Source organism: Streptococcus sp. V869 (assembly GCF_054353515.1).
In genome coordinates, this window is the sequence record NZ_JBTHHW010000004.1 from 41,729 (window position 1) to 65,192 (window position 23,464).

Below are 23,464 nucleotides of genomic sequence, written 5' to 3' on the forward strand. Positions count from 1 at the left end.
AATTCCTTCTATTTTTTAAACCATAAATCATTCAAAAATCCAGAAAAGATTAAGAATGAAACCATTACGACATGGAAGGTTAGCACCATGCCAAGTAACTGAGCCCAACGATTCTCAAGCAAGGGAGGTTGCCCTGCTTTCTTACGTTCCTTATTGAGCGTTTTTTTCTTCCGAATCCAGGCATCATTCATCACTAAGCCTACCCCATGAAAGAGTCCGTAAGCGATATAAAACCATGTTATCCCATGCCAGAATCCCATAAGGAGCATGTTCAAGATATAAGCGACACTTGAAGTCATATTTCGATTCTTAAACAATTTCTTTCTCGTCATCAACAGAACCATGCGCATAAAGACAAAGTCACGGAACCAGAAAGATAAACTCATGTGCCAACGATTCCAAAACTCTTTCAAATCTCTCGACAAGAAAGGTTTGTTGAAATTGATCGGACTACGAATTCCCATCAGATTTGAAATTGCTAAAGCAAACAGAGAATAGCCCGCAAAATCAAAGAAAAGATCCAAACCAAATGTATACATGACTGCCACTACATAATAGTTAAAGAATCCACCTGCCTGTAGAGCTAGATTTTTTAGGGGCGTTAACATAATTTCGCCTAAAATATGAGCCAAGATAAATTTATACAGAAACCCCAACATGATATATCGAACTGACTCAGCTAGCATGTCCATCAACTCATCACGTTCTGGAATCGTCTTATAATTTTCATTAAAACGCTTGAATCGATCAATGGGACCACTTGAAAATGTCGGCATGAAGAGGAGAAAACGTAAATACTCCCACAACTTTAATTCCCTAATGACTCCATCTCTGAGTTCAATAATGATTCCCACCGAACGAAAAGTCAAATAGGAAATACCAATAAATCCTAATAAAGACTGTGTGCCGTTAATAGCCGGTTGCACTTTCACAAAAATGATGGGAAGTAACGATAATAGACTCACCAAGTAGAAAATCCATTTGCCATCTCGGACTTTTCGATACTGCTTGTACAAAAGTACCAGTAATATTTGCCATATCAGATAAATACCTAAGGCAGCTATCTGATTAGTCTTGCCCCCCGTCAACATAGTGACGATAAAGAACAAACTAACCAATATTTCATACCAGGCAAAACGTTTTTTGAAAAAAAGTCCGATAAAGATTGGCAAGGTAGCAGTAATCACGTACAAAAAGTACTGCGGATTCCCATACGGCTCAATATGAGGTAGCTGTTTTAGGAAATCCATCATCTATCATTCACCTCGTTAATCAATCCTTTAATATCAATCTTGCCATTTGGAGTTAATGGCAAATCTTGTCTATAAAGGAACTTAGACGGCATCATGTAAGACATCATGATATGCTCCAAGTCTTCCTTAATCGCTTTGGTAATATCAATCTCGCGCTCAAATTGCTCTTTGACGCCATCTTTTAAGATGACATAGGCCAAAAGATTTTGAACCTTGTGATCCTTGTTGTAGCGTGGCACTGCAACAGCAGAATCGATGTACTGAGATTTGTTCAAGTTTTGAGAAACATCTTCTAGCTCAATACGATAGCCATTAAACTTGATTTGGAAGTCCATCCGTCCACCGTAGAGAAGGAGACCTTCATCTGTCATGGTTCCGACATCTCCCGTATGGTAGGCTGGAAGACCTTCAAATTCGAAGAAGGCTTCTGCTGTTTTCTCTGGATTATTCATATAACCTTTTGAAACGGCTGGACCAGAAACGATGATTTCCCCTTGCTCACCATTTGGCAATTTATTGCCTTCCTCATCAATGATGAAGGTTGGAGAATCTTCTTTGGTATAGCCGATTGGCAGACGTTTCAGAGTTGCCAACATCTCATCTGTGATAGCAACTGCCGAAAGAGCAACCGTTGCTTCCGTCGGCCCATAAGCATTGATGATGCGCGCATTTGGGAAACGGTCACGCAATTTTTGAGCGGTTTTAACGGTCAACTCTTCCCCATCAAAGTAGAAATGGGAGATTCCTGGCATCTTTTCAGCATTGAAATCTTCAGACAACATAGCCATATCTGCAAAAGATGGTGTCGAAGTCCAGATAGCAATCGGAAGAGAAAAGATAGTCGCAAAGAGTTGTTTGAAGTCTTGAGTAATGGCTGATGGAAGGGCAAAGAGCGTTCCTCCAAGAGCTAAGGTCGGTGCCCAATACATGACAGACAAGTCAAAAGAATAGGGTGGTTGCGCCAACATTTGCGGACGCTCTGGCGTTGCAAATTCCTTGTCCGTAATCATCCAGTTAGTAAAGCTGAGCAAGTTATCGTGCGAAATTTGCACCCCTTTTGGTTTACCTGTTGTTCCAGACGTAAAGATGATGTAGTAGTTATCATCCCCTTTGACCGGATGTTGCAAGTCGTAGGCATTCTGAGCTGCATAAGCTTCACGCACTTGCTCAAAGGACATGATTGGAGCAGCTGGGTTTTCGATTGGAAACTCATTGATGGCAATAATCAGACTTGGTTCTGCAACCTCCAAAATAGCCGACACGCGCTCTAAGGCAGAATGACTATCAATCGGGATATAGGCATGGCCAGATTTTGTCAAAGCCACAAAAGTTGCTAACATTTCATATTCTTGACCACCAAAGACCACAACAGGAGATTTTTCAGGTAATCCTAGCTGATCAATGACTGCAGCCAAGCTATCAGAATCGGCTTTCAAATCACCATAGGTATGTTCCTCACCAAGGACATTATAGACCGGAAAATTGGGCTGAGTTTGAGCAAAATGCTCAATTCTTTCAATCATATCTCTAATCGGCTTATTAGACACGACGCTCTCTCCTTAAACTAAAATTCATTGTAAATAAAGCTTCCCTGACTTTGCCCTAAATAACTAAAGAAATAAAGTAAACCCAGCAAAACAATAAAATACAGGACAGTTTGCCCTAAAAAAACATAGTATGATTTCTTTTTATTCATGATTGATTTCTTTTCTGTAAATTTTCATCAATTTTTGCAAAAATACAATTACTATTTTATCTCGTTCCCATTTTACCACTTTATTCCCTTTGTTTTCAACTGTTTACCATTTTTTAGAAGTTGATTTTAGCTTATTTTAAGACAAGGCAAAATCTTGATAAAAACATCCTTTGAAAATCTAAATCTTATGACATCCTAATACCAGCAAATTATAAATCAAACAATTTGAAAGACTAGCAAACACACGGCTCCCCCTTTGAGCATTTTTATGCTAAAATAGTAGCTATGGATAAAATTATTAAAACAATATCAGAAAGTGGATCTTTTCGTGCTTATGTACTAGACAGCACTGAAACCGTCCGCACTGCTCAAGAAAAACATCAAACTCAAGCTAGCTCAACTGTGGCACTTGGTCGTACTTTGATTGCCAGTCAGATTCTCGCCGCAAACGAAAAGGGAAATACCAAAATTACTGTCAAAGTCCTCGGAACTAGCTCACTCGGAGCCATCATCACCGTTGCAGATACTAAGGGGAATGTCAAAGGCTATGTACAAAATCCTGGCGTTGACATCAAAAAAACTGCTACTGGTGAAGTTCTAGTCGGACCTTTTGTCGGCAATGGCCAATTCCTAGTGATCACAGACTACGGTACTGGAAATCCATACAATTCCATGACCCCTCTTATTTCTGGAGAAATCGGTGAAGACCTAGCTTTCTACTTGGCAGAAAGCCAACAAACCCCTTCAGCTGTAGGGCTTAATGTCCTTTTAGACGAAGACGATAAGGTCAAGGTTGCAGGCGGCTTCTTGCTACAAGTATTGCCAAATGCCAAGGAAGAAGAAATCGCCCGTTTTGAAAAACGCATCCAAGAAATGTCAGCCATTTCGACTCTTCTAGAAAGCGACGACCATATCGAAGCCCTTCTCAAGGCTATCTACGGTAACGAACCATACAAACGCCTGTCTGAAGAAGAAATTCGTTTCCAATGCGACTGTAGCAAAGAACGCTTTATGGATGCTCTTGCCAGCCTTCCAAGTTCAGATTTGCAGGAAATGAAGGATGAAGATCACGGGGCTGAGATTACTTGTCAATTCTGTCAAACTACTTATCATTTTGATGAAAACGATCTGGAGGGACTCATTCGTGACAAATCTTAATACACCTTTTATGATTGGTAATGTTGAGATTCCCAATCGTACTGTTTTAGCACCCATGGCAGGAGTAACCAACTCTGCCTTCCGCACTATTGCAAAAGAACTCGGGGCCGGACTTGTTGTTATGGAAATGGTCTCTGACAAAGGGATCCAATACAACAATGAAAAGACCCTACATATGCTCCACATCGATGAAGGGGAAAACCCAGTATCGATCCAGCTCTTTGGAAGTGACGAAGATAGCCTAGCACGCGCAGCAGAATTCATCCAGGAAAATACTAAGACCGATATCGTCGATATCAACATGGGCTGCCCAGTTAATAAAATCGTAAAAAACGAGGCTGGTGCTATGTGGCTCAAGGATCCAGACAAGATCTATTCTATCGTTAACAAGGTTCAATCAGTCCTTGATATCCCTCTCACTGTCAAAATGCGTACAGGCTGGTCTGACCCATCCCTAGCAGTAGAAAATGCCCTTGCCGCTGAAGCTGCAGGTGTTTCTGCCCTTGCTATGCATGGTCGTACCCGTGAGCAAATGTATACTGGTCACGCTGACCTCGAAACTCTTCACAAGGTTGCACAAGCTCTGACTAAGATTCCATTTATTGCTAATGGTGACATCCGCACTGTCCAAGATGCCAAACAACGCATTGAAGAAGTCGGTGCTGATGCTGTTATGATTGGTCGAGCTGCTATGGGTAATCCTTATCTCTTCAATCAAATCAATCATTACTTCGAAACGGGAGAAATCCTTCCTGATTTGACCTTCGAAGATAAAATGAAAATCGCTTATGAACACTTGAAACGCTTGATTGATCTCAAGGGAGAAAAGGTTGCTGTCCGTGAATTCCGTGGACTAGCTCCTCACTATCTCCGTGGTACATCCGGAGCTGCTAAACTTCGTGGAGCTATTTCACAAGCAAGCACACTGGCAGAGATTGAAACTCTCTTACAGTTAGAGAAAGCATAATCTTCTATCCACCTCACAAAAAAGGCAAAGCTCAAAAACGAGCCTTGCCTTTTTATATATTTTCAACTTGCAAATCTAGTTGCTTCACTCTAGCAATATAGTAGGACATAATCAAAAACAGATTGAAACTGACAATCCAAATAGACCATTCATGGAAAAAATGCATAGATACAGCTAAACTAATTGCCCCCAAAACGAAACTCCCTACAACAATTCCATAGTTCAAGGCTTGGCGACGATATTCTTGAACATCTCCTTCTCCTCTAACGATGCGATACAAAGCAGTCAACATCTTTCGGTAATTTCCAGAAGTCATAAAAATGACATAAGGATGATCTTCAATCAAACTACCCGTAAATGTTAGCATCATCATACCTGTTCCAAAAGCAATAAAAGGTACTTCTAGTAAAGGAAATCGAGAAAAGAAGGGCAAAAGAAGAGTTCCAATAAATAAGGGAAGCAGCATCTTAACACGCCAATAGGCTGTTTTGCGATATTCTTTCATGTGTAATGCAAACAGAAATCCTAGGGAAAAGAAAATAATGGAGCAGAACCGCAACATGGTATTGATGACATGTGAATCGTGCCAATCTGATATCAGTAGGAGAATATTCCCTGTCTGTGTCGCCACCAAACTATGGTACTGGATGTGACAGAACACATCCAAAGAACCACCGATAAAGCCAAGAAACACTCCCATGAGTCGTGTATTTTGAGGTAAAATTAATTTATCCGTCATTGATTTATCACTCATTCCCTTTTGATTCATTTATTATACCACTTCTATTAGAGAAATTAAGTGAAAAACAGTTGAACTACTCTTTTATAAATCTAAGTCTAGACAAGATTTGAGACAGCTTTTTATGGTTGAATCAGAACAACACTAGATACCGTACCATCTGCCCCTGTTGTAATTTGGATAACTTTTCCTCCACCTACTTCAGCATTGTATTTCCCATCATCAAGAGTATAAGAATAGCTTTGGATAGAATAGTTTTCTTTCTTACCATCAGCAGATTCTACTGTAAATTGGCCACCTGATGAAACAGTGATAGTTTCACCATTAGCGCCCTTCCAATTTCCAGCTGCAGCCGAAAAATCTTTATCCACCATAGTCAAGACTCCTTTATAACGTTTGTTATATTCTGCCTGCTTGTCTTGAAGTTTGCGATCAGTTGTTGGATCATAAGTTGACTGATTCGATTTTGCTTGTGTTCCTTCTTGATTTGATGGGGTTTGAGAAGTCGTCTGCTTAGCAGAAGATTTTTGATTCTGCTTTGTTTCTGGCGCTGTTGTTGCTTGCGATTGATTAGCAGTAGACCTTGACTGATCAGAAGATGACGACTTAGTGTTTTCTGATGTAGTTGATGACTTCTGAGTCTTGTTATCTTTACTTGAAGAACTTGCCTTAGAACTAGAAGATGCTTGTGTTGTCTTGTTAGCATTGTCATTTTTAGCTTCCTCTTTTTTATTTCCGCATGCTCCTAAAAGCAAAGTCGAAGCCAATACGGCAACTGCTAGTAAACGAATGGATTGTTTTGTTTTCATAATATTTGCCTCCTGTAATCCTTTTAAAATGTTGTGTAATATTTCTGTAATATTATTGCAATATTTGTACTGGTTTTTGTCAACTATTTATATAAGTTTTTTAGCAAATTTATTGATACTTTTTGTTTGCTTTCACCCCTCCTATCTCTACTATTCGTAAAGAATTCAAAAAAGAAGATTCTTTCTACTGAAATGCTATGTTTTAAAAGTGTAATCGCTTGCATTTTTTTCTTGAAGGGCTATAATAAAATTGAAATAGGATATTGGAGGTATAGGTTTATGTCAAGCAAATATTACAAATATCTTCCTTGGTTGATTTTAGCTGCTTTCGTTTCTTATGGGGGTGCTACTCATTACGCTCAAACAACATTTGATTTGTTCTACCTAACTGCCATTTTCATGATTGTCTACGTGGCTTTATTGTATTTACACGAACATTATTTAAAATATAAATACAAAGATTTATTCATTCGAATCATGAGCAATTCTAATAAAGATAAACATCCTTAAACAAAAAGAGGTCGGGAAAATCCCGACCTCACTTTTTTATTTTAATCGATAAATAGTGATAACTTCCTTTTGAGGAATCCGTTTAAAACCAACTTCCTCTAAGCTATGACCATATTTCGATAAGAAACTATCACTCGTACATGATTTGCCTGGGCATAGAGTCTCAATGAGGGCTAACCCATCATCCACTGTGAACTCATCCTCTAGTAGATAAAGGAAACGAGGGTCATAGTCGATAGCTTTTTTAATTTTCTTGATGGAGGTTTGAATAATGGATAAGTGGTCAAATGCAAAGTCCTTCTCGTCAAGTTCTTTGCCATCCAAGTAACACTTGCCTGTGTGAAAATCAACATCTACAAGAACGACTTCTTTTGCATCATCTCCTGCCTGGACTAAGTCAAGAGCTCGACTAGGTAGGTAAACCAAGTGGGCAATGGTAACTGTCCAACCCCTGGGATCACGACCAGGAGTAGATACTGTCACAAGTTGTTCAATCTTTTCCAGTGGAAGTTCAAGATTAATTTCTTCTTTTACCTCACGTTGACAAGCATGGGCAGCATCTTCCCCTTTATCCATAAATCCACCAACTAACGCTAAACAATTTTGAAAAGGGTGTGCCTTCCGACGAATCAAAAATAGTTTCATTTTCCCTTCTACAAAGCAATAGGCCACCATATCCACAGTCACGCTTGGTTTTTCATACTGAGGGAGTGCTTGCTTGTGGTACCAGTCTAAAAATTCAGCTTGACTAGCGTGAACTTCAAAGTACTCTTTTTCTGTCATCCCGGTTGGAATTGTCTGATTCATCATCTTCTACTTCCTTTCTGCTTTTGATGGCAATAAAGAGGGCGGATCTACAAATTATTGATTCATAGTTCTTGTTTTATACAATGTCGAATTTCAATTGACCTGCTTTGACACCAATTTTAAGTGTCTTACCTTCTTTCAGTTCACCTGTAAGAAGGAGCTCTGCTAGTTTGTCTTCTACTTCTGTTTGCAGAGTTCTGCGCAGTGGGCGAGCTCCCATCTCTGGGTCATATCCCTTCTGAGCTAGAAGCTTAAGGGCAGATGCTTGGAGTTTCAAGTCAATTCCTTTTTCTGCCAGGCTTGCAATCAATGGTTTGACCATAATCTTAACCACTTCTTGCATATCTTGACTTGACAAGCTATGGAAGACCACTTTTTCATCAATACGGTTGATAAACTCTGGGCGGTAAGTTTTTTTCAACTCTTCAAACATCCGTTTTTCCATATTTTCCTGGTCAAAACGAATATCCTTAGCTCCAAAACCGACTGTCTTGTCATCACGAAGAGCTGTTGCACCAAGGTTTGATGTCATGATAATGATGGTATTTGAAAAATCAACCTTGCGTCCCTTACTGTCCGTCAAGACACCGTCATCCAAGACTTGTAAGAGAACGTTAAAGATGTCTGGATGAGCCTTTTCTATCTCGTCAAAGAGCAAGACTGAGTATGGTTTGTTACGAACCTTCTCGGTCAACTCTCCACCTTCTTCGTAACCTACATAACCTGGAGGAGCTCCATTGAGGCGACTGGCCGCAAATTTCTCCATGTACTCACTCATGTCTAAGCGGATAAGGGCAGACTCGTCATCAAAGAGGACTTCTGCCAAAGCCTTGGCTAATTCGGTCTTACCGACACCTGTTGGTCCAAGGAACATAAAGGATCCAATTGGACGTTTGTTATTGCGGATACCCGATTGGTTACGACGAATGGCACGACTGATGCTAGATACCGCTTGTTCCTGCCCGATCACACGTTTATGCAGTTCGGCTTCAAGATTGAGATATTTTTTGGCATCTGTTTGCGTCAATTTTTGAACTGGAATACCTGACAAGCGACTTAAGGTTGTCAAAATATCAGATTCTTTTACTACATCTTTATAAACAGGGGCTTCCTGCTCTTTTGAGATGAGTTGCGCTGCTTGTTTCCATTTGCCATCCATCAAGGCCTTGTCAGCTGGTGTTAAACCTGACTCATCTTTTTTTGCATGTTTTGATTTATTTTGAACTGTCGCCGCTGCTTCATCCAAAAGATCAATCGCTGAGTCTGGCAAGTGACGGCTTGTCAAATAGCGATGCGCCATCTTAACAGCTGTTTCGACAGCATCGTCTGTAATTTGGACATGGTGGTGCTTCTCATAAGTTGCCTTCAAGCCCTGTAAGATAGCCATACTATCAGCTACACTTGGCTCCTCAATCATCACTTTAGCAAAGCGACGAGACAGGGCTGCGTCTTTTTCGATGTGTTTTTGGTATTCTTCCTGAGTAGTCGCTCCGACAGTTCTCAGAGTTCCACGTGCCAAGGCAGGTTTCAGGATATTGGCCGCATCCAAGGTCGAATCAATCCCACTTCCTGAACCCATAATAGTATGAAGCTCATCGATAAAGAGGATGACCTTGCCATCTTCTTCAATATCTTTGATGATATTGTTCATACGTTCTTCAAAGTCACCACGGAAACGGGTTCCCGCAACAACATTCATCAAATCTAGCTCTAGGACACGCATCTTAGTTATTTCAGCTGGCACATCTCCGTTAGCAATACGTTGTGCAAGGCCAAGTGCCAGTGCTGTTTTACCGACACCCGCATCTCCAACTAGGACTGGATTGTTTTTTGTTTTTCGACTCAAGATTTGAATCATACGAGAGATTTCTTGGTCACGCCCGATAACTGGCTCCAATTTGCCTGAACGAGCTTGCTCTGTAAGATCGTGAGTGTAATCTTCCAAACCACCACTTGGAGTTTGAGGCATACCCATCATATTGGCCATCGAATTTTGCTTATCTGTTACTGAGCGATGGCGCTGACGTAGAGCCTTCAAATCTTCTTTTGTCCAACCGGCACGCGCTTCAAGACTACGACGAAGTCCAGCAATTTTGACTTGGTCCTTCTGGTCTTCATAAGAAAAACCTGCTTTTTCCAAAATGCGAGTAGCTAAAGCATTACCATCATGCAAGGTTGCGTAGAGAAGGTGCTCAGTCCCCAATGCTTTTGCATGTACAACGGAGGCAACATGTTCCGCCTCCAACATCAAGACGTTTAAACGATAAGAAAAAGGGAGTTCCTGATAATCTTCCTTGTGGCTATAGTTGGCCTCTGTTAATTCAACAGCGACCTCCTCTAAACGATCAATCTCATACGGGAACTCGTTCAAAGTTGCTCCAGCAACACTGTAGCTATGATTAGCCATAGCAATCAGTAGGTGCCAAGACTCCAGGTAGTCTGCTCCAAAGCGACTCGCCACTAGAAAGGCACTGTCTATACATTCTCTCAATGCTTTTGAATATTTCATGTAATTTTATTTTCCTTTTCTATCTACTTCATGCAATATCTGACGAAGCATATTGGCACGAATATAATCAGCTTCCTCGCCCAAAACACGATCTGAGGTCGTTGCAACTAACAGATTCATCTCCTGACGAGTCAAGAGTTCTTGTTCAAGTAAAAGTTTTAAAACATCTTCAAAGATGACTTGGCTGACTTCTTCACCTACTGAATACAATAAATCGCGGAGCATTTCATGGTGGTTGGAGAATTCAATTCGACCGATCCGAATATAACCGCCACCTCCTCGCTTACTCTCAACCAGGTATCCTCTACTTTCTGTAAAACGAGTTTTAATTACATAGTTAATCTGGCTAGGTACGACTTGAAAGGTATCCGCTAGCTGACTTCGTTGCAATTCTACGATACCAGATTGTTCTAAAATTGCCTTGATATAGGCTTCAATATGATCCGATGTATTTTTAAATTTCATAGCTTGCTACCTCCTTCTTAAACTTTGACTATCTTTGACTATACTATCATTTAAGACTCTATAAGTCAAATTTTTAGAGCTCAAGCCTTGAAAATACTGACTTTTAAAAATAGCTACCGTTAGCAAACTTTGCTTTATTTTATTTTCTATTCTACATTTATGTTATAATAAAGAAGTTACAGCTAGCTTTCAAATCCTTTGAAAGTATGTTAACGAGTATCAAACATGTGCAAATTCTGATTCACAATAAAAGCTGAGAAAGGTTTCGCTATGAAACAAGAAAATAAAATTTTTGGTATCCTAGCTATTGTTTTAGGAGCTATTGCACTCCTTGGTTCTTGGATTCCTGGTATCAATCAAATTTCATTCTTAATCGCCATCCTTGCACTTATCCTAGGTATTGTAGGATTATGCATAAACCGTAAAAATAAAAAAGTATTAGCTATTATTGGTACTATTCTTTCTGTAGCATCTATTGTTTTTGCTGTAGGTAGTCAAGTTATCTATAATCAAATCCAAAAGAATGCTACTCAAAATGCCGTGTCTACTAATCAATCAGATGAAGAATTTACATGGACAAAAGCACAATTCGATGCTCTCAAACAAGGAGATATTCTGAAGCAAGGTGCTGGTGGTACCAACTATGAAGATGTTATCAAAGAGCACGGAAAACCATCAAAAGAAAGCACAACCAAGAAAAAGGACCGCGAAAACAAAGTCATTTCTTATGTATCAACAGGTAATAATATCCAGTCTGTTACTCTGACATTTGACAAACAAGAGGATGGTTCTTACTTGCTCATCTCTAAAGTATCGATGGGATTAGAATAAAGCATTGATCTACAGACGTGAATATTAAACATCTAAAAATAAAACTTCGGTATCATTAATGGTATACCGAAGTTTTTTGTAGTGTGAATTGTTCACAGTTTTTTCTACTATAGTTCATATTCTATCACCGAGAGAAAAAGTCAGTCCAAAACGGATTCTCGCTATCAAAAATTTTAACCTCTTCTTCAGTCATATTGTGAGGATAGTCAAGAAAAAGGTTATAAATTTTTTTCTTATCAAAGCTGAACAGAATCTCTCCTATAACACCTATTTTATCAATCCACCAAACTTCTTCCTCTTCACTATCTTTGTAAAAATCACTGTACCCTTCAAGATTAGACTCCGAAAAAATGGGTTCATCTATTTCATCGGATGAGTCTTGTTTGTTGTAGTCGTTTAGTTCATTATTTAACATCATTTAATCACTTTCTATCATCTATTGCAAGAATGTGTCCATATTTTTATTTTATGATACTTGTAGAAAAACTTCATCCCATATATCCACTAAACTTTTTCCATCAAAAACTTTAGCTTCCATAGCTTCATCAATTGTATCAAACTGCTGACCTTCATAATCATAACCAACGACACATATACTCGATAAAAAACAAGCACCTCAGCCATTTACATTAAATTCAAAATCTGTATCTAAATACTTTTTAATTTCTTATTTTATCATCACAACACCATACCTCAATTATATCACTTTTTATCTATCAAAATTCCCATTTATAGATAAAAAAGAGCTGGTAAAGGTTAAACTTCACCCACTCTCTATGTTTCTAATTATTTAAACCCAATTCGGCTAAAATTTGCCGTTTATAGGCAATTTTTTGAACTTCCTTGTCTTCGCCTTCAGACCAATCTAGTTTAATTTCAGATACAATCTGGCCCGGCTGATTTTTTAGGATGTAGATGCGATCACTGAGATTGAGGGCCTCCTCAATACTATGCGTAATGATGAGTGTCGTCAGACCTAGCTGTTTATGAATATCAAGATACCAGGCATGAAGCTCCATCTTAGTCATCTCGTCTAAGGCACTGAAGGCCTCGTCTAGAAGAAAGAGTTTATGCCCGAAAAGGTAGGTTCGGAGCAAAGCCACACGCTGGCGCATCCCACCACTGAGTTCATGAGGATACTTATCCCGTACGGCTGTCAACTGAAAGGTAGCAAGGATTTCATCCGCTTTGGCAATAGCTTCTGCCTTATCCACCTTTTGAATCAAGAGGGGCAGGATAACATTGCCTAGCACAGTCTTGTGTTCCAAGAGCAGATCCTTTTGTAGCATATAACTCACGCGCCCCTTGGGATTTTCCTCTCCGTCAAGAATGATTCGCCCTGATTGTACTTCTAAAATCCCTGCAATCAGGTTAAAGAGAGTGGTCTTTCCTACACCACTGGGGCCTAGGATAGAGACCACTTCACCTGAAGTCACTTGCAGGTTAATATCCTCTAAAATCTTTTCATCATCGTAGGCATAGCTTACGTGTTCTAGTCTAATTTCTGTCATTATTTTACAAATTCGTTGGTAAATCCTTTATCAGTCAAGTCTTCCTTGAGGATTCCATTTTCCTTATCCCATTTGTAGAAGGCATTCCAGCGGTCAGCATCAAATTGTCCCCATTTGTCCTTGTCGCTTGCGTATTCTTTTGACAAGTATTTCTGAGATTCGATAACAAAGTCACGTTTATCCTTGAGTTCAGGTGCATTCTTGATGAGGATATCGGCTGCTTCTTCTGGGTGCTCCATGGCATATTGGTAGCCTTTTTTGATGGCTTGGATGACTTTGCGAGCTTCTTCTTTGTTATCTTTCAGATAGTCGTTGTTTGCGATGATAACTGGTGAGTAGTAGTCAAACTCCTTGACATAATCTTTCAAGTACATAAAGTTGGCATCCACACCTTGCGATTTAGCAAGGATTCCATCCCAACCGTAGTAAATCCAAGCAGCATCAAAAACGCCATTGGCAATCGGTGTAATTGAGTTTGAGTCGTTATTTGGTACTTTTTCGACCTTCTCAAAGTCTCCACCCTGAGATTCTACTAAGGTTTTCAACATAGCAAGCTCAGTTGGATCATTCCAGGTTCCGTATTTCTTTCCGACTAAGTCTTTAGGACTATTGATATTATCAGACTTACGAGAGATAATTCCTGATGTGTTGTGTTCTACAATCGCTGCAACGGCAGTAATACCTGCTCCTTTTTCCAATTTCTTAGCCATATAGTCTTGGAAATAGATAGCAAACGGTGCCTTTCCATTGATTACTAAATCTGATGAACTTTCTTCTGGTGGCAATTTCAAGTCAACATCCACTCCAGCTTCCTTGAAGTAACCTTTTTCTTTGGCTACATAAAGCCCTGTATGGTTGGTATTTGGTGCCCAGTCTAGGATAAAGTCAATCTTCTTAAGTTCTGCTTCTTTGTTATCCTTAGAAGCAGTTCCTTGCCCACAAGCCACAAGCACGACAGCCACAAGTGCTGTTACAATCGTTAAAAACACTTTCCATGTTTTCTTCATTTTTATTTCCTCTTTTCTTTTTCCAAAACGCTCTATTTTAAGCACGTTTCCATTTAATCACATATTTTTCACTAATATCGACCAACTTCATACCCAAAAGGCTGATAATCGACACCAGAATAATAATCGCAAACATGGTATCATACTGAAACAGTTTTTTAGACTGAATCATGTAAACACCTAGTCCTTCAAAGCCTCCCAACCACTCAGATACCACTGTTGTGATAAAGGCGTAGGAGACACTGACCCTCAGTCCTGCATAAAAGTAGGGCAGGCTGACAGGGATTTTAAAGTGCCAAAGGATTTGCCAAGGATTGGCTCGCATCAGACTAAACAAGGTCAGCATATCCTTATCACAATGCCTGAAACCATCTAAAATACTGACGATGATCGGGAAAGTTGTCGTCAAGATAATCAAGACAATCTTGGGCAAAATTCCATAACCCAACCATAAAACCAGGATAGGTGCTATAGCAATGGTCGGAATGGTCTGGACAACCACCATCATTGGGTAAATCAGGTCATTTAACCAGCCCAGACTATCCATAAGGACGGCCAGGATACAGGCTATCAAGACACCCAAGACCAAACCTAATAAGGCTACTCTCAAGGTTGCCCAGCTGTGGTACCAGAGAAATTCTCTGTCACGAACAAAAGACTGAAGGATTTCAAGTGGTGTCGGCAAGATAAACTTTGGTAAGAGTTTTAACAAACCCGCTACCTGCCAAAGAAATAAGACACCCAAAAATCCTAGCAGACTAATATGCCGTCTCATGATACTTTTCAAGTTTCTCATCGATGCTTAAAATCTCTCCTACATTTATTTTCACATTGGCAAAAACATTGTCTGCCCCTTTACCTGCTACCTCTAGCGCTTCTTTGAGAATGCGCATCAGTTCATCAAACTCTCCCTCTAAGACTGTTTCAAAAGGCGTTACGACCATCGTCACTGATTGAGCTTGTAGATAAGCTATTACCTGATCAATCACTGCTATTCGATCAATTCCTTGTGATAAGGGTAAAACTTGCAAGGCAATGCTTGCTTTCATAAAAACCTCCTCTTCTCAGGTTTTCTTTTAACAAAAAGAAAAACCTTTTTCATATATGAAAAAGGTGCAAAATTCGGCTAAGTATCGTTCCCTACGCTGGCATTACCCAGATCAGGTGCGGTCGAAGTTTAACACTTCCTCTCAGACTGTACACAGACTCCCATATATTATATGGACATATGATAACGAAAAATAAATAAGATGTCAAGGAAACTGCTTACAGAAAAAGAGACGAAAAACCGTCTCTTTCTATTAAAGCATAGGTGCAAATAACTGTGTAATTTCTTTGATCATCATTTGATACCATGTTGGATTTATGGTATCTGAGAAGATTTCTTGCGACACTTCAAAAATCTCTTCAAAGTCTTTACGAATAGCTGCAATAGACGGTGTTTCATATAATAAAACCGCATTTTCATAATGATGAACCAAGCTACGATAGTCTAGATTTATGGTTCCGACAGCTGCAAATCGATCATCGACAATCATTTGCTTACTATGGATAAAACCAGGAGTATACTCAAAAATACGTACACCAGCAGACAAGAGGTCTGGATAAGATCCTCGAGTTACCAACTGGATGAGCTTTTTATCCGGTATATATGGAGTTACAATTCGTACATCTACGCCTCGCATAGCTGCATTTTTGATATCCTCTGTCAAATCATAATCAATAATGAGATAAGGCGTTGTGATATAGACAAAATCTTCCGCTTGATTAATCAGGTTTTGATAGACAATTTTACCCACCTTCATCTGGTAGATTGGTTTTGGTCCGCTACCATATGGGATACAAAGACCGCTACCTGTTCGTGTCTGATTTTCCAAATGATACTGATCAAAGTCACTGATTTCTCCACGGTTGATATACCAGTTCATGAGAAATAGTCTGGTAAAGGCTTGAGTCGCAGGACCATCTATGCGAATCCCACTATCTTTCCAGTGTCCAAAACGTTCAATCTGATTGATGTATTCATCTGCAAGGTTGATTCCTCCAGTATAGGAAATCTGCCCATCAATGACCAAGATTTTACGGTGGTCACGGTTGTTGTAGGCCACGGTCATACGAGGAATCACCTTATTAAACTTATGAGCATCGATTCCTTTAGAACGCAAATGAACTGTGTAATCTCCTGGCAAAGTTACCATGCAACCAATATCGTCATAGAGCATCTTGACCTCAACTCCTTGAGCTGCCTTTTCTTCCAGAATCTCAAGCATACTGTCCCACATCAACCCCTCTTCGACAATATAGTATTCTAGAAAAATAAATTTTTTAGCTCTTTTTAGATCCTCCAGCATCTGCTTCCACATTTCTTCTCCATCTGCGAAAAATTGTGAATCTGTATGCTCATAGACTTCTGCATTGCTATCCATATGTAGCAAAGCGTTGATAATCCCGTAGGCAGATTTATCTGTTTCTTGTAGGTTCTGATGAAGACTATCTTCATGCTTCTCTTGTAAAGTAATCGAACGCAATTCTCTGAGTTGTTTCAGCTCTTTTTTTGATAGTCGGCGCTCACCAAACATGATATAAAGTAATGGACCAAACACAGGCACAAAGGTCACAATCAACCAAGTCACCTTGCTCTCTGGCGACATGGAACGATTGACAATCGCTATAACGGTTGCTACGCTGATAAAAAATACAAGAGTCACCCAAATAATTGGTGCAATCTGGCTCATGTAAAGAATAATGCCAAAAATAACAAATAATTCTACCAGAATTATCGCAATACTAAAGCCATACTTGGACATCAATAATCGAAATTTTCTGATTCCCATATCTTCCTCTCAATTTCTAAGTATACTCCCTAATATACTGTCTGAAAACGCTTGTTACATTCTAGTATACTTAGTTTCATAAAAGTTAGCAAGCTTTTTCTGTATAGGCCGATAGTTCTACGTTTAAAACTAATTTAAAAAGCAGGCCACTTATAGGTGCCTGCTCTTATTTTACAATTTCAAAGCCAACATATTAACCGTCATACCAGCTGCAGTTCCCATCAAGAAGATGGTATCTCCTTCCTTCACATAGCCATGATCTAGTGCATAGGCCAATCCAAAAGGTACCGCAACGGAAACCATATTCCCATACTCACTGACAATATTGAGATACTTGTCTTTGCTAACTCCTAGTTTATCCATAACAAGTGGTAATGCTCGGCTAGCTTGGTGTGGAATAATATAGTCTACAGCATCTTTAGAAATACCAGATTTCTCTTGGAATTCTTGGAACATTTCTGGAATGACACGAGCAGAAAGCAAGAGGATTTTCTTCCCTTTCATATCAAACATGAAATTGGTCTTCGTTTCTTCAGAGTACTCTTTTGGTTGATATGAAGTCAAACCTCCACGGATTTCAGTATCGTGAGCTCCCTCCGACCAAGTACATTGAAGGCTTGCTATCACTCCCTTATCCCTGTTACTTACTTGGAAAATAAAGGCTGCGGCCCCATCACCAAAGAGTTCATAACTTTCTTTTTGCTTTGGATTGAGACCTAAGCTACCGACTTCACTGGAAACAATCAAAACACGATGATATTCTCCTGCTTCAATCAAATGTGACATCGTTGATAGAGCAGAGATAAAACTTGTACAAGTCGTATTGATATCCATAGCTGGAATAGAAAGTCCTTTTGCCACGCGCTCATGAATCAAAGCAGCTGTACACGGAATAGGTTGAACACCAACCGCACTAGCTGATACAAGGCAATCAATGTCTTTAATACTTAAGTTTGCATTTTCAAGCGCAGCTTGGATAGCTGCTTCTGCCAAATCTAGCTGTGTTTCTTCATTTTCTACGACACGATAACGCGTTTGGTCTTTAAATTGCACTGTGTTTTTTGGGAGGCAAACTCCATAGCCTGCAATTTCTACATGTCTTTTTACTTCTGTCATAATCTTTTGTCCTTTCATAAACGTTGGATACGCTTGAGCTTACGACTTGTATCCCAGTGATAATCTGAAAATCGAATTTCAGGTGCTTTAAACTCTTTTTGTTGAGCCAGGAGTTTGAACTGCTCTGTAATTGCTGTTTCCAATTGCTCATCCCTTCGACTCAAACAAACCTCCACTAACTCCTCAGAATGTTGTTTAACTTGATAATCTCCAACATTCTCCACAAAGAGAATGCAACGCCTGATAAAGTCTGGATAAATCGTTACCTGACCTCCATCCAGTCCTTCAAAGTAGAAGATATCATCAGAACGCCCTTCAACCTTATCAATCCTTGTATAATAAGACCCACATGAACAAGGTTCAGGATTTTCAACCAAGATATCGTTAAGCTGATAGCGATAAACAGGCTGACTGCTCCGCTTAAAATCAGTAATGACTGGATAAAAACGTCGATCATCCAAGTAGTGCTTTTCCACAAAGATGATATCTTCATTAAGATGCAGATTCCCAGCCGAACAAGTACAAGCTAGAAAACCTTCTGTTGCTTGATAGACTTGGTCAATAACTGGTAGTGCAAAAGCCGCAGAAATCCGTTCTCTGTCACTATCTTCCAAGATTTCAGCCACCGAAACGATTTTTTGTGGGTGAATGACTAACTCCCCAGCTTTTAGACGCTTGCTCAATTCAATCAACATAGAAGCAGGCGCCACCACGATGGTCGGTTGATAATTGTTGAGGCGCTCGATATGCTCATCTGTATTCTTGAAAATATCAAAGTATTCTAAACGAATGAGCGCCGTATTGATGGTCTGATACAGCTCATTATCTGCTCTCAGGAAAAAAGCTATACGATGTCCAAAAAGGTGACCTTTGGGCAACATCTTTGCCAAGATAGCCGCCGCCCACATACTTCGTTCTTTTTCAGTCGTGATAAAAAGTCCCCGGTGTCCAGATGTTCCAGAAGACAGCCCAACAGCTATTTCTCCTTTGAGTTCTGTAAAATTTCGAGTCTTTTCACTTTCGATAGCCAAAGCTAAGGCCTCGTCTCGATCCACTCCTTGAGTATTAAGTTCATTGAAATGCATCATCATAAAAGCTTTATCCATATGGTCAAAGTCGTGAGGCACACCATTTTTAAAATAAGGTGATTTACGTTTTAGAAATTCCATATAGGCATCTAGTTGCTTTTTCTGATAGCTTTCTAAGGCTTCTCGAGACTTAAAATTATGAAGCCAACGAGTCTGGATAAAAGTTTTAAGAAAGGTTATTTTTTTCATACAAAATCCGCTCAATCCTTTCTATAGGGTCATGGCTGACAAGCACTTCTATACCATCATTCAACACCTCTTCCAGCAACTCTGTTCCTTTGATATAGTCAGCCTTACTATCTTGCACCAAGGAAGGAATCAGATGCATCTTTTTCGTATAGGGTAAAAGGTCAATTCCCCAACAAAGGTCTGCTGCAATAAAGAGATGATAATCTGGCATAAAGAGGCAAGCTTGGCCCTTAGCATGCCCATCAATAGAAGCAACGAAGATACTACCATCTCCAAACAAATCATAGGTAGGACGGTAATTAAAGTTGGAGTTTTGCTGATCTGCCTTGATAACTGTCAATCTTTCCTCGAAGTCACTCGGCAAAAATTCTTTAAAAATTAAATCTTTTAGTTTGGGTTTCTTGTAAACATCATATACTTCCTGGGTTAGAATAAAGCTTGCATTCGGAAAGAAGCTAGCCCCTCCCAAATGATCTGGATGTAGATGAGACAGTAGGACATACTTGATTTCTTCTGGCTTGATTCCTTTAGCCTTCAGCAAATGCGAAATCTGATCCTGCTCTGTCATTTGAACGGGCGTCCCCAAACGGTAAAAAGCATAACGAAGTTTCGTCTTAATATCGTAGTGATAGCCAGTATCATAAAGTACATAGCCCTTATCCCTATGTTTGATCAAAAAGACGCCTGCTGGGAAAGTCATCTTTCTATTCTTGACACCTTTAAAGAGCAAACCGGCATAACTCGTACAATATCCCGCTGGGAAATACTCAATGCTTTCGATAATCTTGGACATATTGTTCAATCCCTTCTGAAATACTAATTTTCGGACAATACCCCAATTCCCTCTCAGCCTTGCTAATATCCAGCGTTTGACTATAGCGAAGTAAGTAATAGGTATATCGAGTTAGAGGTGGCTCCCCTTTAAGGTTCAAGGTCTTGTATAGAAATTCTAAACTACTTGCAATTCCTGATATGAGAGATGCTGGAATTTTTCTATATTTGATTGGATAACCCAAACCTGTCAAACTTTCCTCTAGCAAATCTCTAAAAGCCCTCGGTTCACCATTAGTAATATTATAAACCTCACCTTTGGCTTCTGGAGCTTCTAAGGCTAACCGTATTGCCAGAGCAACATTTTCCACACAAGTCATATCCATGAGCTGACGCCCATCCTCAATCAAAGGAATGCCAATTTTTTGACTCAGATTAATCACTCGTGGCAAAATGCTGGTATCTCCAATTCCAAATAGCCCCCGAGGTCTTAAGATAATACTCGGAACATCTGGATAATCTTTAAAGAGCTTCTCTGAAGCCAATTTGCTACGGATATAATTATTGAGATTATTTTCCTCCGGAGCATCACTTTCTTTGATAGCCAACTGATCCTTAGGAGCAGCATAGACGCTTGGTGAGGATACATAGACTAAACGTTGAATATCTGTTTGACGACATGCCTCGAGAACATATTTGGTTCCTAAAACATTAGCCTGATAAAAATCTTTCCAAGGCCCCCAAACTGTTGACAGAGCTCCCGCATGAACGACCAGATCCATCCCCTTGCAAGCCTCTAGCACATCATCAGCTTTGGTCAAATCACCCTTAAAAAAACTAACCGAAGAATTCTCTAAAGAGCGACCAACCTTACTGTTTCTACCAAAAGCTCGAACCTGATAACCATGCTCGGCTAATTCTTCTATGACATATTTACCCAAGAAACCTGTCGCTCCAGTTACTAAAACTGTTTTCATTTTTCTTTCTCCTTATCCGCTAGCAGGCGATGGATTTCACTTTCTAATATTTCAGTCGGATGATAAGACTGCGCAGCTTGGCATAAAGTCTCTAATTCGGACCAATCTTCTTTAGCCAATAGATTATCAAAAGCTTGTCCAATCGCTCTCGTATCCTCTTTGTTAGCAGACAGTGCAACTCCTGCTTCTACGCCCCGAACTGCATAGTCAAATTGATCATAGTCATGAGGAAGGATTAAGGCTGGTTTTCCGTAAATGATACATTGATAAAAAATACCAGCTCCTCCATGATGAATGACATAATCCATCTGAGGAATGTATTCCTTATAAGGGAGATAGGAAACTACAGAAAGGTTTTCCATAAGGTTCTCACATTGAAAAACTTCTCCACCCACACCTCGTGTCACAAAAAAATAACAGTCTGGATGAGCTTTAGCAAGTTGCTTAGCTTGATAGATAAGATTTTCTTTAGCCCAAGCAAGTTGCGTACCACAAGTCACCAAGACTTTCTTTTGATTAGGAAAAATTGATAAATCTAACGGATAATCCTTTCCAGCCTCTACTGAAGCTCCTGAAGGCCCCACCCACTTGTAATGTTTTGGAAATCCTTTTTTTAACTCCACTTCTTTCATTCCAATACCAAGAATTGAATATGGAGAATATATGGTCTCTTGATCAAGTTGATTATATAATTTAAAATCATATCTCTTTAAACGATCACGCAATAAAAAAGATACAATACGTTTAACTAAACGGGTTGCTTTTCTCCCGACATATTGTATTGAAGCGTCCCAGCCATTCTTAGGACTTCCCATTCCACCGATTAAACACGGTGGACCATCAGTCGTTTCTAAAACAAATTGTGTAGCCATGGTAGTTATCCAAGGAATACCAAGTTGATTAGCTATAAGACCACCAGATAAGGTTATAAAATCAGCAATAACAATATCAGGACGATTCTCTCGCCATTCTTCCGACAATTGATCTGAAACTAAATTAATTAAATCCAAACTAGCAGAAAGTTGTTGATAGGCTGTTAAAATTCCTAACTGCTCATCATTATTTGCTACCTTCTCAAACTCCTCAATATGACCTTCAAGTATAGTAACAACATTAAAACCAGCTGCTTCAGCCACAGCTTTCTTCTGAGGACCTGTAAATAAACGAATTTCATACTGAGGATTATTAAGCAAAGGTGCTAAGAGATTCATTGTTGGATAAAGATGGCCACTTAAAGGGACAACCACAACATCAATTTTGATACTTTTCATATGTCTAGAATACCAAAAAATAAAAAAAAGAACTATCAATAAGATAATTCTTTGCTTAATTATTAGTCTTTGAAATGAAAATATAATAAAACATAAAAGAAAATGTGATGTAAATTCACAGGAAATAAGTTTAATAAATTTAAATTTAAGAAATAAAAAAAGGCAACTGCCTCAATTTAAGTATTGACCAATCGGGAAGACAGGATTCGAACCTGCGACACCTTGGTCCCAAACCAAGTACTCTACCAAGCTGAGCTACTTCCCGAATTAAATTGTTAATGCACCCTAGAGGAGTCGAACCTCTAACCGCCTGATTCGTAGTCAGGTACTCTATCCAGTTGAGCTAAGGGTGCTCATCATTATATGCCGAGGACCGGAATCGAACCGGTACGATCGTTACCAATCGCAGGATTTTAAGTCCTGTGCGTCTGCCAGTTCCGCCACCCCGGCCTCTCTAAGCGAACGACGGGATTCGAACCCGCGACCCCCACCTTGGCAAGGTGGTGTTCTACCACTGAACTACGTTCGCATCGACTCTGCTTTAACCTAAAAAAAATGCCGGCTACATGACTTGAACACGCGACCCTCTGATTACAAATCAGATGCTCTACCAACTGAGCTAAGCCGGCTGATTTCTATTATGCGGGTTAAGGGACTTGAACCCCCACGCCGTTAAGCGCCAGATCCTAAATCTGGTGCGTCTGCCAATTCCGCCAAACCCGCAAATATGACCCGTACTGGGCTCGAACCAGTGACCCATTGATTAAAAGTCAATTGCTCTACCAACTGAGCTAACGAGTCAAATAACTTTCGTTATTACGGTCCCGACGGGAATCGAACCCGCGATCTTCGCCGTGACAGGGCGACGTGATAACCGCTACACTACGGGACCTATGGGAGTTAACGGGATCGAACCGCTGACCCTCTGCTTGTAAGGCAGATGCTCTCCCAGCTGA

23 protein-coding genes and 8 tRNA genes are annotated in these 23,464 nt (G+C 39.8%); 4 read left to right on the plus strand and 27 right to left on the minus strand.

All coding sequences use genetic code 11. From position 1 onward, the window contains the following. Positions 1 to 8: 8 nt before the first annotated feature. From dltB to ACXYSN_RS08100, 3 genes are read right to left on the minus strand one after another with little or no spacing between them, the layout of a single operon-like run. Entirely contained in the window at positions 9 to 1,253 is a 1,245-nt protein-coding gene (dltB, locus tag ACXYSN_RS08090) for a D-alanyl-lipoteichoic acid biosynthesis protein DltB (RefSeq protein WP_458636700.1), read from the minus strand. Beyond that, a complete protein-coding gene (gene dltA, locus ACXYSN_RS08095) occupies positions 1,250 to 2,800 on the minus strand; it encodes a D-alanine--poly(phosphoribitol) ligase subunit DltA (RefSeq protein WP_458636701.1) in 1,551 nt (516 codons plus the stop codon). The genes dltB and dltA overlap by 4 nt, the downstream gene beginning before the upstream one ends. A 17-nt stretch (positions 2,801 to 2,817) precedes the next feature. Further along, a complete protein-coding gene (locus ACXYSN_RS08100; protein WP_006150987.1) occupies positions 2,818 to 2,949 on the minus strand; it encodes a teichoic acid D-Ala incorporation-associated protein DltX in 132 nt (43 codons plus the stop codon). Between the two features lie 285 nt (positions 2,950 to 3,234). Here ACXYSN_RS08100 and hslO point away from each other — a divergent pair, with 285 nt between their 5' ends. Further along, on the plus strand, positions 3,235 to 4,107 hold the full coding sequence (hslO, locus tag ACXYSN_RS08105) for an Hsp33 family molecular chaperone HslO (RefSeq protein WP_458636702.1): 873 nt from the start codon (positions 3,235 to 3,237) through the stop codon (positions 4,105 to 4,107). Beyond that, a complete protein-coding gene (dusB, locus tag ACXYSN_RS08110; protein ID WP_458636703.1) occupies positions 4,094 to 5,074 on the plus strand; it encodes a tRNA dihydrouridine synthase DusB in 981 nt (326 codons plus the stop codon). Before hslO ends, dusB begins: the two co-directional genes overlap by 14 nt. A gap of 52 nt (positions 5,075 to 5,126) precedes the next feature. On the opposite strand, the gene ACXYSN_RS08115 is transcribed toward dusB, so the two are convergent. Both ACXYSN_RS08115 and ACXYSN_RS08120 read right to left on the minus strand, forming a co-directional pair. Further along, the gene (locus ACXYSN_RS08115; protein ID WP_458636722.1) at positions 5,127 to 5,813 is read right to left on the minus strand and encodes a YoaK family protein; all 687 of its coding nucleotides are present in this window, start codon (positions 5,811 to 5,813) and stop codon (positions 5,127 to 5,129) included. A gap of 122 nt (positions 5,814 to 5,935) precedes the next feature. Then, positions 5,936 to 6,622, minus strand: a complete 687-nt coding sequence (locus tag ACXYSN_RS08120) for a hypothetical protein (RefSeq protein WP_458636704.1) — start codon at positions 6,620 to 6,622, stop codon at positions 5,936 to 5,938. A 279-nt stretch (positions 6,623 to 6,901) separates the two neighbouring features. Between ACXYSN_RS08120 and ACXYSN_RS08125 the strand changes: the two genes are divergently transcribed. Further along, a complete protein-coding gene (locus ACXYSN_RS08125) occupies positions 6,902 to 7,132 on the plus strand; it encodes a hypothetical protein (RefSeq protein WP_458636705.1) in 231 nt (76 codons plus the stop codon). Between the two features lie 36 nt (positions 7,133 to 7,168). Here the strand turns inward: ACXYSN_RS08125 and ACXYSN_RS08130 are convergent, their stop codons facing one another. The 3 genes from ACXYSN_RS08130 to ACXYSN_RS08140 form a co-directional block, all read right to left on the minus strand. Continuing rightward, a complete protein-coding gene (locus ACXYSN_RS08130) occupies positions 7,169 to 7,942 on the minus strand; it encodes an NUDIX domain-containing protein (protein WP_458636706.1) in 774 nt (257 codons plus the stop codon). A gap of 73 nt (positions 7,943 to 8,015) precedes the next feature. Continuing rightward, complete coding sequence (locus tag ACXYSN_RS08135; protein ID WP_458636707.1) at positions 8,016 to 10,448, minus strand: ATP-dependent Clp protease ATP-binding subunit; 2,433 nt, start codon at positions 10,446 to 10,448, stop codon at positions 8,016 to 8,018. A 6-nt stretch (positions 10,449 to 10,454) separates the two neighbouring features. Further along, a complete protein-coding gene (locus ACXYSN_RS08140; RefSeq protein ID WP_458636708.1) occupies positions 10,455 to 10,913 on the minus strand; it encodes a CtsR family transcriptional regulator in 459 nt (152 codons plus the stop codon). 270 nt (positions 10,914 to 11,183) lie between these two features. Between ACXYSN_RS08140 and ACXYSN_RS08145 the strand changes: the two genes are divergently transcribed. Further along, positions 11,184 to 11,744, plus strand: coding sequence for a DUF4190 domain-containing protein (locus ACXYSN_RS08145; RefSeq protein ID WP_458636709.1), 561 nt, complete (start codon positions 11,184 to 11,186; stop codon positions 11,742 to 11,744). Positions 11,745 to 11,868: 124 nt separating this feature from the next. On the opposite strand, the gene ACXYSN_RS08150 is transcribed toward ACXYSN_RS08145, so the two are convergent. From ACXYSN_RS08150 to ACXYSN_RS08240, 19 genes are all read right to left on the minus strand, one after another. After that, positions 11,869 to 12,162, minus strand: coding sequence for a DUF7675 family protein (locus ACXYSN_RS08150; RefSeq protein ID WP_458636710.1), 294 nt, complete (start codon positions 12,160 to 12,162; stop codon positions 11,869 to 11,871). Between the two features lie 364 nt (positions 12,163 to 12,526). After that, the gene (locus ACXYSN_RS08155; protein WP_458636711.1) at positions 12,527 to 13,255 is read right to left on the minus strand and encodes an ABC transporter ATP-binding protein; all 729 of its coding nucleotides are present in this window, start codon (positions 13,253 to 13,255) and stop codon (positions 12,527 to 12,529) included. After that, positions 13,255 to 14,262 carry an ABC transporter substrate-binding protein gene (locus tag ACXYSN_RS08160; protein WP_458636712.1) on the minus strand — a complete coding sequence of 336 codons (1,008 nt, stop codon included), beginning with the start codon at positions 14,260 to 14,262 and terminating at the stop codon, positions 13,255 to 13,257. Before ACXYSN_RS08160 ends, ACXYSN_RS08155 begins: the two co-directional genes overlap by 1 nt. A 37-nt stretch (positions 14,263 to 14,299) precedes the next feature. After that, a complete protein-coding gene (locus tag ACXYSN_RS08165) occupies positions 14,300 to 15,058 on the minus strand; it encodes an ABC transporter permease (protein WP_458636713.1) in 759 nt (252 codons plus the stop codon). After that, a complete protein-coding gene (locus ACXYSN_RS08170) occupies positions 15,021 to 15,311 on the minus strand; it encodes a thiamine-binding protein (protein ID WP_458636714.1) in 291 nt (96 codons plus the stop codon). The genes ACXYSN_RS08165 and ACXYSN_RS08170 overlap by 38 nt, the downstream gene beginning before the upstream one ends. Before the next feature lie 252 nt (positions 15,312 to 15,563). Next, on the minus strand, positions 15,564 to 17,096 hold the full coding sequence (gene cls / locus ACXYSN_RS08175; RefSeq protein ID WP_458636715.1) for a cardiolipin synthase: 1,533 nt from the start codon (positions 17,094 to 17,096) through the stop codon (positions 15,564 to 15,566). A 171-nt stretch (positions 17,097 to 17,267) separates the two neighbouring features. Next, the gene (locus tag ACXYSN_RS08180; RefSeq protein WP_458636716.1) at positions 17,268 to 18,212 is read right to left on the minus strand and encodes a 3-oxoacyl-[acyl-carrier-protein] synthase III C-terminal domain-containing protein; all 945 of its coding nucleotides are present in this window, start codon (positions 18,210 to 18,212) and stop codon (positions 17,268 to 17,270) included. Positions 18,213 to 18,226: 14 nt separating this feature from the next. Beyond that, positions 18,227 to 19,489: a F390 synthetase-related protein gene (locus ACXYSN_RS08185; protein ID WP_458636717.1), complete on the minus strand. Its 1,263-nt coding sequence runs from the start codon at positions 19,487 to 19,489 to the stop codon at positions 18,227 to 18,229. Continuing rightward, positions 19,467 to 20,282 (minus strand): MBL fold metallo-hydrolase, encoded by an 816-nt coding sequence (locus ACXYSN_RS08190; protein ID WP_458636718.1) that lies wholly within the window; start codon positions 20,280 to 20,282, stop codon positions 19,467 to 19,469. The genes ACXYSN_RS08185 and ACXYSN_RS08190 overlap by 23 nt, the downstream gene beginning before the upstream one ends. Further along, the gene (locus ACXYSN_RS08195; protein WP_458636719.1) at positions 20,257 to 21,237 is read right to left on the minus strand and encodes an NAD-dependent epimerase/dehydratase family protein; all 981 of its coding nucleotides are present in this window, start codon (positions 21,235 to 21,237) and stop codon (positions 20,257 to 20,259) included. The genes ACXYSN_RS08190 and ACXYSN_RS08195 overlap by 26 nt, the downstream gene beginning before the upstream one ends. Further along, positions 21,234 to 22,508, minus strand: a complete 1,275-nt coding sequence (locus ACXYSN_RS08200) for a glycosyltransferase (RefSeq protein WP_458636720.1) — start codon at positions 22,506 to 22,508, stop codon at positions 21,234 to 21,236. Before ACXYSN_RS08200 ends, ACXYSN_RS08195 begins: the two co-directional genes overlap by 4 nt. Before the next feature lie 191 nt (positions 22,509 to 22,699). Next, a tRNA-Pro gene (locus ACXYSN_RS08205) sits at positions 22,700 to 22,773 on the minus strand. Positions 22,774 to 22,787: 14 nt separating this feature from the next. Beyond that, positions 22,788 to 22,861, minus strand: a tRNA-Arg gene (locus ACXYSN_RS08210). An 11-nt stretch (positions 22,862 to 22,872) separates the two neighbouring features. Next, positions 22,873 to 22,958: transfer RNA gene (locus ACXYSN_RS08215), tRNA-Leu, on the minus strand. Positions 22,959 to 22,965: 7 nt separating this feature from the next. Further along, a tRNA-Gly gene (locus tag ACXYSN_RS08220) sits at positions 22,966 to 23,037 on the minus strand. Positions 23,038 to 23,064: 27 nt separating this feature from the next. Next, a tRNA-Thr gene (locus ACXYSN_RS08225) sits at positions 23,065 to 23,137 on the minus strand. A gap of 12 nt (positions 23,138 to 23,149) precedes the next feature. Continuing rightward, positions 23,150 to 23,231, minus strand: a tRNA-Leu gene (locus ACXYSN_RS08230). Positions 23,232 to 23,236: 5 nt separating this feature from the next. Further along, positions 23,237 to 23,309 (minus strand) — tRNA-Lys (locus tag ACXYSN_RS08235). A gap of 18 nt (positions 23,310 to 23,327) precedes the next feature. Then, positions 23,328 to 23,400, minus strand: a tRNA-Asp gene (locus tag ACXYSN_RS08240). Between the last annotated feature and the right edge of the window lie 64 nt (positions 23,401 to 23,464).